The following is a 14,882-nucleotide window of genomic DNA, read 5'->3' on the forward strand; positions in this document are numbered from 1 at the left end:
AGAAATCTATTTCATTTTATAATCTGAATATACCGCTGCAATGCTTCTTTTTCAGCCTCGGCTACCAAGAGATAAAAAGCATTCGGTTCATGCTCTGTATGTGACTTTTCCAAAGCCTTATAATATTGCAGTTTCTTGTCATTATCACCTTTCAGCGTAACAAGGATATAACCATGCAGTAAAAGGTAAAGGTTCATCAAAAGACGACATGTTCGCCCGTTTCCGTCGATAAACGGATGGATCCTGACAAGTTCGTCATGTAAGTACCCTGCTATTATTACCGGGTGGATGCCCTCCTTCTCCATTTGCTGAAACTTTAAAATAAAATCTTCCATTTGTTTCTCAATGAGATAGGGTTGAGGCGGTATGTGAGTACTCCCCGTTATCAGTACCGGCACAGTCCGATAACGACCGGCATTCTCCCGGTTAATGCCATGCAGCACGATAGCGTGGATTTCCTTAATTGTCCGTTCGCTTATCTCTATTTTTTGCTGGGCAATATCTTTGATAAAATCGATGGCCTGCGCATGGTTGATAGCTTCCAAGTGCTCCCGCATAGATTTACCGGATATGGTTACACCCTCATTCACAACAAGGGCCGTCTCCTGCAATGTAAGCGTATTTCCTTCTATTCGGTTACTTTCATAGGTATACTCCATTTCGAGAGCATCCGCTATCTTTTTTAAGGCTTCCGGGGGCAATGGACGCAAAGTAGCTAGTTCCGCTTTAAGAGAATCCACTTCTTGCAATACGATACTTAGATCTTCAATCATGATTATTCGACTTTAATGTTGATGCTTTTCCCAGTACAACAAAACAAAAAAGGCTTTGCAGTCACCCGCAAAGCCTTTTTCCGAAGGTGGTCCCACTTGGGCTTGAACCAAGGACTCCCTGATTATGAGTCAGGTGCTCTAACCAACTGAGCTATAGGACCGGTATTTCAGAGGGTTACTCTGAAATCGGGTGCAATATTACGACTTTTAATCGAGTTTTGCAAGTTTTCCATTAAAAACTTTACTTTTCAGCAGCTTCCTCACCGCCAAACTCCATCAGATAAGCCTTGATAAATTCGTCGATCTTACCATCCATTACACCATTTACATCAGAGGTCTGATAGTTGGTACGGTGGTCTTTCACACGGCGATCGTCGAAAACGTAACTACGGATCTGTGATCCCCATTCGATCTTCTTCTTACCGGCTTCAATCTTAGCCTGCTCTGCCAAACGATGTTTCAACTCCTTATCATACAGGATAGAGCGCAACTGACGCATCGCATTCTCACGGTTCTTCGGCTGGTCACGCGTCTCGGTATTTTCAATCAGGATCTCTTCTTCCTCACCCGTATAAGGATCCTTAAACTGATAACGCAAGCGTACTCCTGATTCTACTTTATTTACGTTCTGCCCACCGGCACCGCCTGAACGGAAAGTATCCCATGAAATAGCAGCTGTTTCAATCTTCACTTCAATCGTATCGTCCACCAACGGAGTAACAAACACGGAAGCAAAAGAAGTCATTCGTTTTCCCTGCGCATTATATGGGGAAACACGAACCAGACGATGCACGCCATTCTCACTTTTCAAATAACCGAAAGCATAGTCGCCTTCAATATTAATAGTGACAGTCTTGATACCCGCTTCATCACCATCCTGTATGTTGGCGATAGAAACCTTATAATTGTGAGATTCAGCATAACGCAGATACATACGCATCAGCATAGAAGCCCAGTCCTGGCTTTCGGTACCACCTGCCCCGGAATTTATCTTGAGCACGCAACTCATCTGATCCGCCTCGTCACGAAGCATGTTCCGGAATTCCAGATTCTCCACCAGCTCCAAAGCCTTGGCATAAGCCGCATCAACCTCTTCTTCAGTGATAACCTCTTCCTTTACATATTCATAAGACAACTGCAATTCCTCTGCCGCAGCATTCACCTCGTTATAAAGCTCGATCCACTTTTTCAGCTCTCTTACTTTCTTCATCTGAGTCTCCGCCCGTTTGGCATCCTCCCAGAATCCGGGATCCTGCGTACGCAATTCTTCTTCTTCTAACTGGATGGTCTTACCATCTATGTCAAAGATACCCCCTCAGCGCTTGCTCGCGCTCCAACACGTTCTGTAGCTGGTCTGATGTTATCATAATCTTGTTTTTGTTTTAAAATTCGTGCAAAGATAAGAAATTAATCGTCCGCTCACTCAGCATACATCGCTTCAATCTCATTTGCATATTTCTGCAAAACGACCGGACGACGCAACTTCAATGTGTCTGTCAGCTCACGTCCCTCCATCGTAAACGGTTGGGGAAGCAAAGTGAACCGCTTGATCTTTTCATATGAAGCCAGATTTTTCTGATGTTCTTCGATATGCGATTCTATCAGACGGATTATTTCATGATTGGCAACGAGCTCCTCGCGGCTATTATAAGAAATACCCTTTTTCTCTGCATACGCTTCCAAAAGTGGATAAGACGGAACGATCAAGGCACTGACAAACTTGCGCTGGTCACCGATAACGGCAATCTGTTCGATATATTTATCACTGCTCATTTCCATCTCGATCGCTTGCGGAGCTATATATTTCCCATTCGAAGTCTTATATAAATCCTTGATACGCTCCGTAAAGAATAATACATTTCCTTCCAAACGTCCGGCATCTCCTGTGCGGAAAAAACCGTCTGCCGTAAAGGAACGGGCATTTTCTTCCGGCTTGTTATAGTAACCGGTGGTGACAGTCTTTCCTTTCACGAGGATCTCCCCGTTACTTTCATCGATCTTCACTTCGACACCCGGCATCGTCTCACCGATGGAACCGAACTGGAAACCTATTTCCGGATAGAAACAAACGGTAGCCGTCGTTTCACTCAGACCATATCCATATACGATAGGAATATTGACAGATTGCAAAAACTCATTGACCGTATCGGATAACGGCGCACCTGCAACCGGGAATAAACGGCCTCTTTCGATACCCAGCACCTTTTTCAGAAGCGTAAATACCGTTTTATCATAAAATTCAAATTTGGTTTTCAGACAGAATGGAGCCTTGATACCTTTGTTCTTGTACTCCAGATTATATAAACGTCCTGTTTCTATCGCATTCAGGAATACTTTCTTCAGGAAAGGCGACGAAGAGTTTATTTTCTCATGAACTCCGACATAGACCTTCTCCCAGAAACGCGGCACATTACACATCAAAGTCGGATGAACCTCCGGCAATGTCTTTTGTATCATCTTCGGGTCCTGGTTGATAGCGATCTTCACTCCTTTATGAAGGCAATAATAAGTCCATGCCTTCTCAAAAATGTGAGTCAAAGGAAGAAAACACATCGACAGGTCTTTATCATTCACCATCGGCAAACGGATATCATGGATACGCATTGCCTCCAGGTAATTAAAATGGTGAAGAATTACCCCTTTCGATTCACCGGTCGTACCGGATGTATACATTATAGTAGCAATATCCTCAGGATTCGCCTCATTGGTACGGATCTTTACAGTCGTTTCCGCATGTGCATTATCGCCCAGGCGCAGGAAATCATCAAAATAGATGGAAGTCTTGTCGTCCGGATTCAGTTTAACGGCAGGATCAAAAACAACCAACCGTTTTAATACAGTCGACTCTTTCTGCACTTTAAAAGCATTGTTGTACTGAAGCTGTTCGCCGACAAATAAGGTGTGGATCTCCGCATCATTAATGATATACTCTATCTGTGCCGGAGAATTCGTAGCATACATCGGGATCGATATCACCCGGTTTCCATAAGCCCCGAAATCAGTAAATAAACACTGAGGCATATTCTGAGAATAGATACCGATCTTCTCCTGTACTTCTATTCCAAACTCAGCCATTGCTTTAGCAGTAAGCATTACCTTCTCAGAGAACTCTCTCCATGAGATCTTTAACCATTTCCCGCTTTCGTCATCGCGGTATTTCAAAGCTGTACGTGAGCCATACTTTTCAGCCTGCCGGTGAATTAACTCGGCATAGTGGTAATATACCATAATTCTTCGTTTTGAATTGATACAACAAAAGTACGGCTTTCCTACTGAATAGCAACACATTCCTTTCTTTTTTTACACACAATCGCACTTTTTGTGCAAAAAGTGGATATGGGAATGCAGTCCGGCATACATCCGAAAGATGTTAAAATAGGATAAACATAGTAGCATGTATTGCATAGTACATAGGCAATACATATATTTGCATCATAAAACTATAAAAGATGAATGCAGAGAACGTAAAATCACAGATGAGAAAGGGGACGCTGGAATACTGCATCCTCTTACTTCTCAAGAAAGAACCGGCTTACACCTCTGACATTATTCAGAAGTTACAGGAAGCTAAACTGATTGTAGTAGAAGGTACGCTATATCCTCTCTTAACCCGGTTAAAGAACAGTGAACTGTTAAGTTATCAGTGGATAGAATCGACTCAGGGCCCGCCCCGCAAGTATTACCAACTCACTCCGAAGGGCGAAGAATTCCTCGGAGAACTGGAAAACTCCTGGCAGGAACTAAATGATACAATAAACCACATTAGAAACAATTAAAATTAGAAGACAATGAAGAAGACGCTTACAGTTAATTTGGGAGGAACAGTTTTCCACATTGACGAAGATGCATACCAGCTGCTGGATAAATATCTTTCTAATTTACGCATACATTTCCGTAAAGAGGAAGGATCGGAAGAGATCATGAATGATTTTGAAATGCGTATTTCCGAATTGTTCGGTGAAAGAATTCGTCTAGGACACGAAGTAATCACGATCGAACATGTGGAAGAAGTGATCAACCGCATGGGCAAACCGGAGGAGATTTTCGAGGAAGAAGAAACGGAAGAGGAAAAAGAGAACGCTAAAAAACGTGTTTTCCAGGAACAGGTTACCACAGGCAAGAAGAAACTGATGCGTGATCCGGACAACCGTGTGATCGGAGGCGTTGCCGCAGGTATTGCCGCTTATATGGGCTGGGACGCAACAGCCGTCAGATTAGCCATGATTTTACTGCTGTTTATCCCAGTCGTACACTGGATGGCTTTATTATATATCATTTTATGGATGGTTATGCCGGTAGCAAGAACGGCTGCCGACCGCTTGATCATGCGAGGGAAAAGCGTTACACTTGAGACAATCGGACAAACCGTTACAGACGGCTTCGAGAAGGTATCCCATAATGTGAACGACTATATCAGTTCCGACAAGCCCAGAAGTTTTTTTCAGAAACTGGCTGATCTGTTTGTAACAGTATTCGGCTTCCTGCTAAAATTCGGGGCTGTCTTAGCCGGAATCATCCTGCTCCCTCCGCTTTTGCTTATCGTTTTCGTATTGTTCATTGTGACTGTAGCTTTAGTCGGAGGCGGAGCAAGCATGTTGTACCAGCTTTCGCCATTCGGATGGGACCTGTATAGCGGAGTTCCCGTTTACATGGCTGTGATCGGCTGTATCGGTGTCATTTTATTAATCGGCATTCCTGCAATCGCATTACTTTACGCTGTATGCGGGCAATTATTCAATTTAAAACCATTACCCACACCAGCTAAATGGACATTGTTGGTTTTATGGCTAATCGCAGTGGCAGGATGCATTATCTATTTTGTAAACGTAGGGTTGCCGGCACTTAGTCCATACCTCTGGCATAACAACTACTCAATACATATATAAAAGACTGGATAAGAAATAGGTTTATAATTTGTGTGTTTAAAAAAGAAGGCCGTCCTGTCTCAGGAGGGCCTTTCTTCTAAGGTTAACAAATTTATGAGTAAAAACCACTAATGAATCATTTAAAAAACCACTATCACTGCCGTTTTAAAACTCGCAGTAATAGTGGTTACAAATATAGGTATTATTTTTAATAAAAAAAGACTTTCGTCAATTATTTGTACGCTTTTCTTATCAAGGCAGCAACCTCTGCCAACTCCTCCTGGGTTATTGTCATTTTATCGCCTCCGAAATACATATCCGACTCCTTGGTTATAGGGATTAAATGGATATGTGCATGAGGTACTTCCAGTCCCATCACTGCCATGCCTATACGCTTACAGGGAATAGCAGCTTCCTGAGCACGTGCCACACGCTTGGCAAAAGCCATCATTCGCCCTAACAATGCGTCTTCCAAATCAAAAAGATAGTCTGTTTCCTGCTTTGGAATAACCAAAGTATGCCCTTTCGCTACCGGATTAATATCCAGGAAGGCAAAGAATTCTTCGTCTTCCGCAACCTTATGGCAAGGTATTTCTCCTGCCACTATTCTACTGAATATTGTTGCCATATCTTATTGTATTAAATTGAAATTTCCATCACTTCAAAAGTCATCAAACCCGACGGCACTTTGATTTCCACCACGTCACCGACTTTCTTTCCCATCAGCCCTTTGGCGATCGGAGTGCTGACAGCAATCTTACCCTCTTTCAGATTTGCTTCAGAGTCAGAAACCAACGTATATGTCATCACAGCATTATTTTTTGTGTTCTTGATCTTCACCTTGTTCAGAATCTGAACCTCGTCAGTCTGAACACGTGATTCATCTATCAGACGTGCATTAGATATCAGCCCTTTCAACTGGGCAAGCTTAGCTTCCATAATGCCCTGAGCTTCCTTAGCAGCATCATATTCTGCATTTTCAGACAGGTCACCCTTATCCCTGGCTTCAGCAATCTGGGCAGAAATTTCAGGACGCTTCACGGTTTCCAAATAGTTGATTTCAGCTAAAATCTTGTTGTAGCCGTCTTCTGTCATATAACTAACAGCCATACTAAATCCTCCTAATTATTGATTATTAAATTAATATTTATACCACATAATAAAAAAAGAATCCCGACCAGAACATGGCCGGAACTCCTCTTTCTATCTATTTTAAACATTGCAAAGATAAGACATCTTTTCAAGATGCACAAACCGTCGTAAGTGCTTTACAACATATAAATCTGATTACTAGCGTACTACATTAAAGTACCGCTTTTACATCCGCTTCCAGGTTTTTCACATCGTCTACCCGTTTCACCAAATTACCTTTACGATCCAGGATAAAGATAGCAGGCAGTTGCTTTACATTATACAGTCCTGCGATCTGAGAATAAACCGACTGCGGATCACGCACAGCCACCCAGGGAAGATTTGAAGCGGCATTCTTCCAGAAATGGGCATCAGAATCCAAAGAGACCTGATAGATATCCAGTCCCTGACCATGATACTTTGTATAGATTTCACCCAAAGCCATATTCAGTGCCGGAGACCATTCTGCCTGGTAAGCCGTAAAATTAATGATCACGGGCTTTCCTTCTGCAACAGAAGAGAGTTTAACCACCTCCCCTTTCAGATTCGGCAATTCGATATCCAAGAAACTGATTTCAGTCGTTTTGACATCATCCAAATTTACCGGACGCTGGGCACGAAGTACCTTCATAGACTGCAGCGTCAGGTTATACAGATGTTTTGAACGCGGACTGCCCGGATAAAAATGGTCGTAGCTGGTAGCAACCGCGCCATAAGCTTTCACATCATTCCGATCGTATAAATCAAAGAATAACAGACCGTCGATTTGCTGAAACAAAGCATAATAAGCAGCAGTAGACATCGGAGCCGAATAAATATATTTGCGGGCAACCTCTTTGTAAGCTTCAGCTGTTTCTATAATTCTCGCACGGTATGTCGTATCTGCAATATGCTTATCTTCATATTCTTTACGTAACTTACCGATAGCCTGATTGGCATCCAGCTGCGCCAATGTAATCGCCTTAATAGCCTTACAGTTTTCAGAACCTTCCACCGAATAAGAGGTGGCGAACGTTCCGGCATCGGCTGCAATCGTAATCGTCTCCACCGAATCGATCGAGAAATTAATCTTCTGATTGTTCAGACGCAGACGATAGAAATCCGGAAAATCCGGACGCTTATGCGTAAATTTAAACTTACCTGCCGCCGTGAGCTTAACAGAATCTATCAGTTCGACATTCGATATGCCGACGTTTTCCAAATACATGGTCTGACCATCAGCTCCGGATACAACTCCTTTCACTGTAAAATCGGACGTGTTGTTACAGGCCGTGAATAGCAATATACATATCCCGACAACAAACAGTAACCATACTCCGATAACGGACTGTGACTTTGCAGATATTTGTTTCATCATTTTTTCTTTACAATGTTCGTAATTCCGATGCAAATATACATTATTTTACAATTGTGGCACTATTATTCGTGAAATCTTCCCTTTATTTTTATAAAAAAGGGCTTTTCTGATGTTTTTTATTTTCATTTTCACGTGTTTACAGGCAAACTTTCATTACATTTGCACCAATTTTTACAGATAGAAAAATAAGAAAGAAGATTATGCTTAATCCAATTAACAAGACGATCGAGTTGGCTGATGGAAGAACCATCACCATCGAGACCGGGAAGTTGGCAAAACAGGCGGACGGTGCGGTTACTGTTCGTATGGGCAACACAGTGTTGCTGGCTACTGTTTGTGCCGCTAAAGATGCAAATCCCGGTGTTGACTTCATGCCGCTGCAAGTTGAATACAAAGAAAAGTACTCCGCATTTGGCCGTTTTCCCGGAGGTTTTACAAAAAGAGAAGGAAAGGCTTCGGATTACGAAATCCTGACATCGCGCCTCGTAGACCGCGCGTTGCGTCCGTTATTCCCGGACAATTACCACGCAGAAGTATATGTAAACGTTATATTATTCTCTGCTGACGGCGAAGATATGCCGGATGCTCTGGCTGGTTTAGCAGCATCTGCTGCTTTGGCAGTATCCGATATACCTTTCAACGGACCGATTTCTGAAGTTCGCGTAGCACGTGTCGACGGTAAATTTATCATCAACCCGACATTCTCTGAATTGGAAAAAGCTGATATCGACATGATGGTTGCTGCTACTATCGACAACATCATGATGGTGGAAGGTGAAATGGCAGAAGTTCAGGAATCCGAAATGCTGGAAGCAATCAAGGTGGCTCACGAAGCGATCAAAGCACAGTGCCAGGCTCAGCTTGAACTGTCGGAAGCTTGCGGCAAACTCGTTAAACGCGAATACTGCCACGAAGAAAATGACGAAGAACTGCGCAAAGATGTACACGATAAATGTTTTGCAAAAGCATACGCTGTCGCTACATCCGGCACAGACAAGCACCAACGCGCTGAAGCTTTCCAGGCTGTCGTAGACGAATATAAAGCAAACTTCTCTGAAGAAGAGCTGGAAGCCAAGGCTGAAATGATCGGCCGTTACTACCACGATGTAGAAAAAGAGGCCATGCGCCGTGCTATCCTCGACGAAGGAAAGCGTCTGGACGGTCGTAAGACAACAGAAATTCGTCCGATTTGGATCGAAACGGATTATCTTCCGGGACCTCACGGATCTGCAGTCTTCACACGTGGTGAAACTCAGTCGTTGACAACTGTTACACTCGGTACCAAAGCCGACGAGAAAATGATTGACGACGTACTGAACCACAGCAAGGAACGTTTCTTATTACATTATAATTTCCCTCCGTTCTCTACCGGTGAAGCAAAAGCATCACGTGGTGTAGGACGTCGCGAAGTAGGTCATGGTAACCTGGCTCACCGTGCTTTGAAGCGCATGATCCCGGATAATTATCCTTACGTTGTACGCGTAATCTCCGATATCCTCGAATCAAACGGTTCTTCTTCTATGGCAACTGTTTGCGCCGGTACACTGGCATTGAGAGATGCCGGCGTTCCGATGAAGAAACCGGTATCAGGCATCGCAATGGGGCTTATCTCTGAGAACAAAGGTCAAAACTACGCTATCCTGTCGGATATCCTGGGAGACGAAGACCACCTGGGAGATATGGACTTCAAGGTAACAGGTACAGCAGACGGTATCACTGCCACTCAGATGGACATCAAGGTTGACGGTTTGTCATACGAAATCCTTGAAAACGCACTGGCTCAGGCAAGAGAAGGCCGTATGCACATCTTAGGAAAGATCATGGAAGCTCAGCCGGAGACACGTGCTGAACTGAAACCGCATGCTCCGCGCATCGAATCGATGACGATCGGCAAAGAGTTCATCGGCGCAGTGATCGGCCCGGGTGGAAAGATTATCCAGGGTATCCAGGAAAAGACAGGTGCTGTTATCACAATCGAAGAAGTGGACGGTTTTGGTAAGATCGAAATCTCCGGAACAAACAAAGATACGATCGATGCTGCTATCAGAGCGATCAAGGGTATCGTTGCCGTTCCTGAAATCGGCGAAGTATATGAAGGAAAGATCTCTTCTATCATGCCTTACGGTGCATTCGTTGAATTTATGCCGGGCAAAGACGGTTTGCTGCACATCTCTGAAATCGACTGGGCTCGTCTGGAAACAGTTGAACAGGCTGGTTTGAAAGAAGGTGATACTATTCAGGTGAAACTGGTAGACATCGATGCAAAGACCGGTAAGTTCAAACTTTCACGCAAGGTATTGCTGCCGAAACCGGAAGGTTACGAAGAACGTCCGCCGAGACCCGAAAGAGGTCCGAGACCGGAACGTGGTGATCGCGGAGACCGTGGTCCTCGTCAGGATCGTGGTGACCGTGGAGATCGCGGAGACCGTCGTAACGATCGTTATTAATAAACGACTTTCTTATACATTATATATAAAAGAGCTATCCTGCGACAGGATGGCTCTTTTTTTGTTATCGTTATCAAGAGGAAAGAAAACAGGACACCGATAATTCTTCAGCATGAAAAAAAGCTGCCCCACAGAATGGAGCAGCTTTCACCTCTTATAATGAATTAGTCTTATTTACTGCAAGAGCAACGTGGCTTCAGCTGTTTGAAGAAATCGTTGCCTTTATCGTCAACCAGGATAAATGCAGGGAAGTCTTCCACTTCGATCTTCCAGATTGCTTCCATTCCCAGTTCAGGATATTCCAGACATTCTACTTTCTTGATGCTTTCCTGTGCAAGGATAGCAGCCGGACCACCGATACTTCCGAGGTAGAAACCACCATGCTTCTGACAAGCATCTGTTACCTGCTGGCTACGGTTACCCTTGGCAATCATGATCATGCTACCGCCATTGTCCTGGAACAGGTCGACATACGAGTCCATACGACCGGCAGTTGTCGGGCCGAAAGAACCGGAAGCCATTCCAGCCGGAGTCTTGGCAGGACCTGCATAATAAATAGGATGATCTTTGATGTATTGAGGCAGACCTTCTCCTTTATCGATACGTTCTTTCAGTTTAGCGTGCGCAATGTCGCGACCTACCACGATCGTTCCACTCAGAGAAAGGCGAGTCGATACCGGATATTTAGTCAGTTCTTTCAGGATATCAGCCATCGGCTGGTTCAGATTGATCTTTACAGCATTACCTTCACCTGCCTTACGCAATTCCTCTGGGATCAGACGGCCAGGATTTGAATCCATCTTTTCGATCCAGATACCGTCTTTATTGATCTTACATTTGATGTTACGGTCGGCAGAACAGGAAACACCCATACCTACCGGGCAAGAAGCACCGTGACGGGGCAGACGAACGATACGTACATCGTGAGCATAATACTTACCGCCGAACTGAGCACCCAAACCGATGTTGTGAGCGGCTTCCAGTACCTGTTTTTCCAATTCGATATCACGGAAAGCCTGTCCGCCTTCGTTACCGCTTGTAGGCAGGTTGTCGTAATAATGAGTAGAAGCCAGTTTCACTGTCAACAGGTTCTTTTCAGCAGAAGTACCGCCGATAACGAACGCAATATGATAAGGAGGGCAAGCAGCCGTACCTAATGTCTTCATTTTTTCTACCAGGAACGGGACCAGGGTAGCCGGGTTCAGGATCGCTTTTGTCTCCTGGAACAGATAAGTCTTGTTGGCAGAACCACCGCCTTTAGCTACACAAAGGAATTTATATTCCATACCTTCAGTAGCTTCGATGTCGATCTGTGCAGGTAAGTTACATTTCGTATTTACCTCGTCGTACATATTTAAAGGAGCATTCTGCGAATAACGCAGGTTTTCTTCCGTATAAGTTTTGTAAACACCCAGAGAAAGCGCTTCTTCATCACAATATCCAGTCCATACATGCTGGCCTTTTTCACCGTGGATAATAGCCGTACCGGTATCCTGGCAGAAAGGAAGCTGCCCTTTTGCAGATACTTCCGCATTACGCAGGAAAGTCAATGCCACGAACTTGTCGTTGTCGCTGGCTTCCGGATCGCTCAGGATCTTAGCCACCTGTTCGTTGTGCTCAGGACGAAGCATGAAAGCCACATCACGGAAAGCAGCGTTAGCCATCGCTGTAAGTCCTTCTTTTGCAATTTTCAGCATCGGCTGTCCTTCAAATTCGGATACCGATACATAATCTTTTGTAAGCAGATAATACTCTGTTGTATCCGGTCCGAGTGGGAACGGTGCCTGATACTTGAAAGGAGGTGTTGCCATATCTTTATTATTTAATTATGTAATATTGGTTTTACAAATTCAGAATCATTCTTTTCGCTTGGCAAACTTAGATAAAAATCACGAAATACGGGAGTGCTTTCACAAATTTGTTCACCGGAAACAATTAAATTGTTAAAAGAAAAACATATATTTGCAGGTATATGAAAAAGCTAGTCACCCTTTTCATCCTGTGTTTATTGTCAGCCAACCACATGATAAGCCAGGTCAGCCACGGAGGCAAACCTCTTCCGTTGTCGACTCTCAACACCCGGTCAGGAACACAATTCAAGGAAATGCCGCCTTTCGATGTTGCCGAACAATTACGGATCGACTCGCTGAATGAAAGTGACTTGCGCAGCGGATTCCATTTCGCTTATAAATTCATGACAGACTTTACTCCGGAAAATTCGGGTAACTGGTTCACAGGAGCAGACGGTACCCACGTATGGCGGCTGGGGATACGGTCGGAAGGAGCCTACTCTATCAATGTCTTATTCTCCGAATACGAGATACCGGAAGGTGCCCAGCTATTCCTCTACAACCCGGACCAGACCCATATTCTGGGAGCATTTAACCATTTGAATAACTCCGAATTAAACAAGCTTCCCGTCTCGCCGGTCCAGGGTGACGAACTGATTATCGAATACCAGGAACCTGCCAACGTCCCGTTCCACGGCAGACTGAAAGTAGGTGAAGTAAACCATGACTACCGCAATCTCAGAGGATACGAACCCAAAGGGCACAGCACCATCTACCATTGGTGTATGAAGCCGTTGGTATGCTATCAGGACACTACAGACAAATATAATGACATTGGCCGCAGTGTCGTGCTGATCATCATCAATGGCGAAAATGCCTGTTCGGGTACGTTAATTAATAATACATTAAATGATGGTAAACCCTATCTGTTAACAGCGTCACATTGCCTGAACAATCAATTCACAATTACCAATCCGGACTATGAAACGATCGCCGGAAATATCGTCACATTCTTCAATTACGAAAGTCCTCTTTGCGACCCGGTCATGAGGGGAACGGAAGAGATGTCGATGGCTTCCGCCCGTTTCAGGGCAACCAATGAAAGTACAGACATGGCATTGCTGGAACTAAAAGAGACACCTCCGGCCTATTATCAACCTTATTATGCCGGATGGAATGCAAAAGACGAGGGAACCGCCCCTTACGCAGGAATACACCATCCGGGAGGTTCCGTAAAGCGGGTCAACACGACTAAGCTAGTTGAATCGGCGACCTATCCCGGAATGGACTTTATAAAGAACGGACACTGGCATGTGAAAGAATGGACAAGCGGCAGCACAGCCGGCGGTTCTTCCGGCTCCGGACTGTTTGACAGCAACAACCAGCTTATCGGGGGATTGTCGGGAGGCGAATCCAGCTGCCCGGCACCTTATAACGATTTCTATTTTGCCCTAAGCCAAAGCTGGGAAGCATCTACCGATGCCGACAAACAACTGAAAACATGGCTCGACCCCGCCGGAACAAACACAGGACGCACCTGCAAAGGTCTCGATCCTTACAGTGCAACCCCCTGCATTCGTCTAAGCAACATAAAGGAAAGCGGAAAAGCGAAGAAAATAGAAGCCACTCCTCTGCCCTCTCCCGGGACCGGTCCGGCATTCGGAAACAATTCATTGAACATGAACGAGTTTGCCGAGGCTTATAAAATAACCGGAGAAGCAAAAGTATACGGCACATATATCGTGAATCCGGCCATCACCCAGGATAAAGAAATAGACGTAGAGATCACCGTCTACAGCGGCTCCGGCAAACCGGAAACACTGTTGCATACCGAATCATTCAGACCGTCGTTCGTAACCACCAATAACAAAATAGATTTTATCGACTCCATCAAGCCATTGAGCCGTGATCAGGAATCGTTTATCACTTTTTCCGAACCGGTAGATGTATCCGGCAGTTTCTTTGTCGGATATAAGATCAGGACAGCTACCGCCGGCACTTCTTTCTCTGCCTATAACCTCCCGAAAGGAGAAACAAGCAAAAACACGGCATGGATCAGTTATCAAGGCCAATGGACAGAGGCTTCCGCCCATCCGGCTTCACCAATGAGCACGTCCCTGTTCATCGATCCTGTCATCCAATACAATACGGCATCAGCCAACACATCCATCGACAACAACAATCCCATCCGCATATTCACGGAAGCAGCATCCAAAACAGTCCATATCCTGTTACCTGCCACTATCCGAGAAGCCCGATATTCAATCATATCCATGAATGGGACCAGGTTGCAAAACGGGATTGTCCATAGCGGAGAAAATACGATCGTAGTAACAGGTGCCGGGCCGGGCATTTATCTGGTACAGATCACCTCCAACAAGGACAGTTTTACGCAAAAGATTTTATTTTAGTCAAAAATAAACAATAAGAGTACATCAAACAAAGCATAACAAGACATACAAAGAGAAACGAAACACGAAAATTTAACTAAAATACAATCGGACGAATGCTATTAAAAC

At 44.5% G+C, this 14,882-nt stretch carries 11 protein-coding genes and 1 tRNA gene; 4 read left to right on the forward strand and 8 right to left on the reverse strand.

All coding sequences use genetic code 11. The annotated features are described in order from the left end of the window. Positions 1 to 11: 11 nt before the first annotated feature. The 4 genes from DXD68_RS12045 to DXD68_RS12060 form a co-directional block, all read right to left on the reverse strand. Positions 12 to 773 (reverse strand): Fic family protein, encoded by a 762-nt coding sequence (locus DXD68_RS12045; protein ID WP_122361735.1) that lies wholly within the window; start codon positions 771 to 773, stop codon positions 12 to 14. 87 nt (positions 774 to 860) lie between these two features. Beyond that, positions 861 to 934 (reverse strand) — tRNA-Ile (locus DXD68_RS12050). 80 nt (positions 935 to 1,014) lie between these two features. Then, positions 1,015 to 2,140 (reverse strand): peptide chain release factor 2 gene (gene prfB, locus DXD68_RS12055; protein ID WP_122361736.1). Its coding sequence is split into 2 segments (ribosomal slippage): positions 1,015 to 2,076 and positions 2,078 to 2,140, totalling 1,125 coding nucleotides; the frame shifts between segments, so codons are not numbered across the junction. Positions 2,141 to 2,192: 52 nt separating this feature from the next. Next, a complete protein-coding gene (locus DXD68_RS12060) occupies positions 2,193 to 4,001 on the reverse strand; it encodes an AMP-dependent synthetase/ligase (RefSeq protein ID WP_122361737.1) in 1,809 nt (602 codons plus the stop codon). A gap of 221 nt (positions 4,002 to 4,222) precedes the next feature. Here DXD68_RS12060 and DXD68_RS12065 point away from each other — a divergent pair, with 221 nt between their 5' ends. After that, complete coding sequence (locus DXD68_RS12065; protein WP_122356051.1) at positions 4,223 to 4,549, forward strand: PadR family transcriptional regulator; 327 nt, start codon at positions 4,223 to 4,225, stop codon at positions 4,547 to 4,549. A 12-nt stretch (positions 4,550 to 4,561) separates the two neighbouring features. After that, a complete protein-coding gene (locus DXD68_RS12070) occupies positions 4,562 to 5,659 on the forward strand; it encodes a PspC domain-containing protein (protein ID WP_122361738.1) in 1,098 nt (365 codons plus the stop codon). A gap of 211 nt (positions 5,660 to 5,870) precedes the next feature. Here DXD68_RS12070 and DXD68_RS12075 read toward each other — a convergent pair whose 3' ends face one another. The 3 genes from DXD68_RS12075 to DXD68_RS12085 all read right to left on the reverse strand — a co-directional run bounded on the left by DXD68_RS12075 (position 5,871) and on the right by DXD68_RS12085 (position 8,123). Continuing rightward, positions 5,871 to 6,266, reverse strand: coding sequence for an HIT family protein (locus tag DXD68_RS12075; protein WP_122361739.1), 396 nt, complete (start codon positions 6,264 to 6,266; stop codon positions 5,871 to 5,873). 11 nt (positions 6,267 to 6,277) lie between these two features. Then, positions 6,278 to 6,748: a transcription elongation factor GreA gene (gene greA / locus DXD68_RS12080; protein ID WP_122361740.1), complete on the reverse strand. Its 471-nt coding sequence runs from the start codon at positions 6,746 to 6,748 to the stop codon at positions 6,278 to 6,280. Positions 6,749 to 6,941: 193 nt separating this feature from the next. After that, positions 6,942 to 8,123: a DUF4369 domain-containing protein gene (locus DXD68_RS12085; protein ID WP_410510721.1), complete on the reverse strand. Its 1,182-nt coding sequence runs from the start codon at positions 8,121 to 8,123 to the stop codon at positions 6,942 to 6,944. Positions 8,124 to 8,326: 203 nt separating this feature from the next. Between DXD68_RS12085 and pnp the strand changes: the two genes are divergently transcribed. Next, positions 8,327 to 10,573, forward strand: coding sequence for a polyribonucleotide nucleotidyltransferase (gene pnp, locus DXD68_RS12090; RefSeq protein ID WP_122361742.1), 2,247 nt, complete (start codon positions 8,327 to 8,329; stop codon positions 10,571 to 10,573). A gap of 170 nt (positions 10,574 to 10,743) precedes the next feature. Here the strand turns inward: pnp and DXD68_RS12095 are convergent, their stop codons facing one another. Then, positions 10,744 to 12,384, reverse strand: coding sequence for a fumarate hydratase (locus DXD68_RS12095; RefSeq protein ID WP_075559886.1), 1,641 nt, complete (start codon positions 12,382 to 12,384; stop codon positions 10,744 to 10,746). A gap of 161 nt (positions 12,385 to 12,545) precedes the next feature. Between DXD68_RS12095 and DXD68_RS12100 the strand changes: the two genes are divergently transcribed. Beyond that, positions 12,546 to 14,774 (forward strand): trypsin-like peptidase domain-containing protein, encoded by a 2,229-nt coding sequence (locus DXD68_RS12100; RefSeq protein ID WP_122361743.1) that lies wholly within the window; start codon positions 12,546 to 12,548, stop codon positions 14,772 to 14,774. Positions 14,775 to 14,882 lie beyond the last annotated feature (108 nt).

It is taken from the genome of Parabacteroides sp. TM07-1AC (assembly GCF_003480915.1).
In the GTDB taxonomy this organism is placed as follows: Bacteria; Bacteroidota; Bacteroidia; order Bacteroidales; family Tannerellaceae; genus Parabacteroides; species Parabacteroides chongii.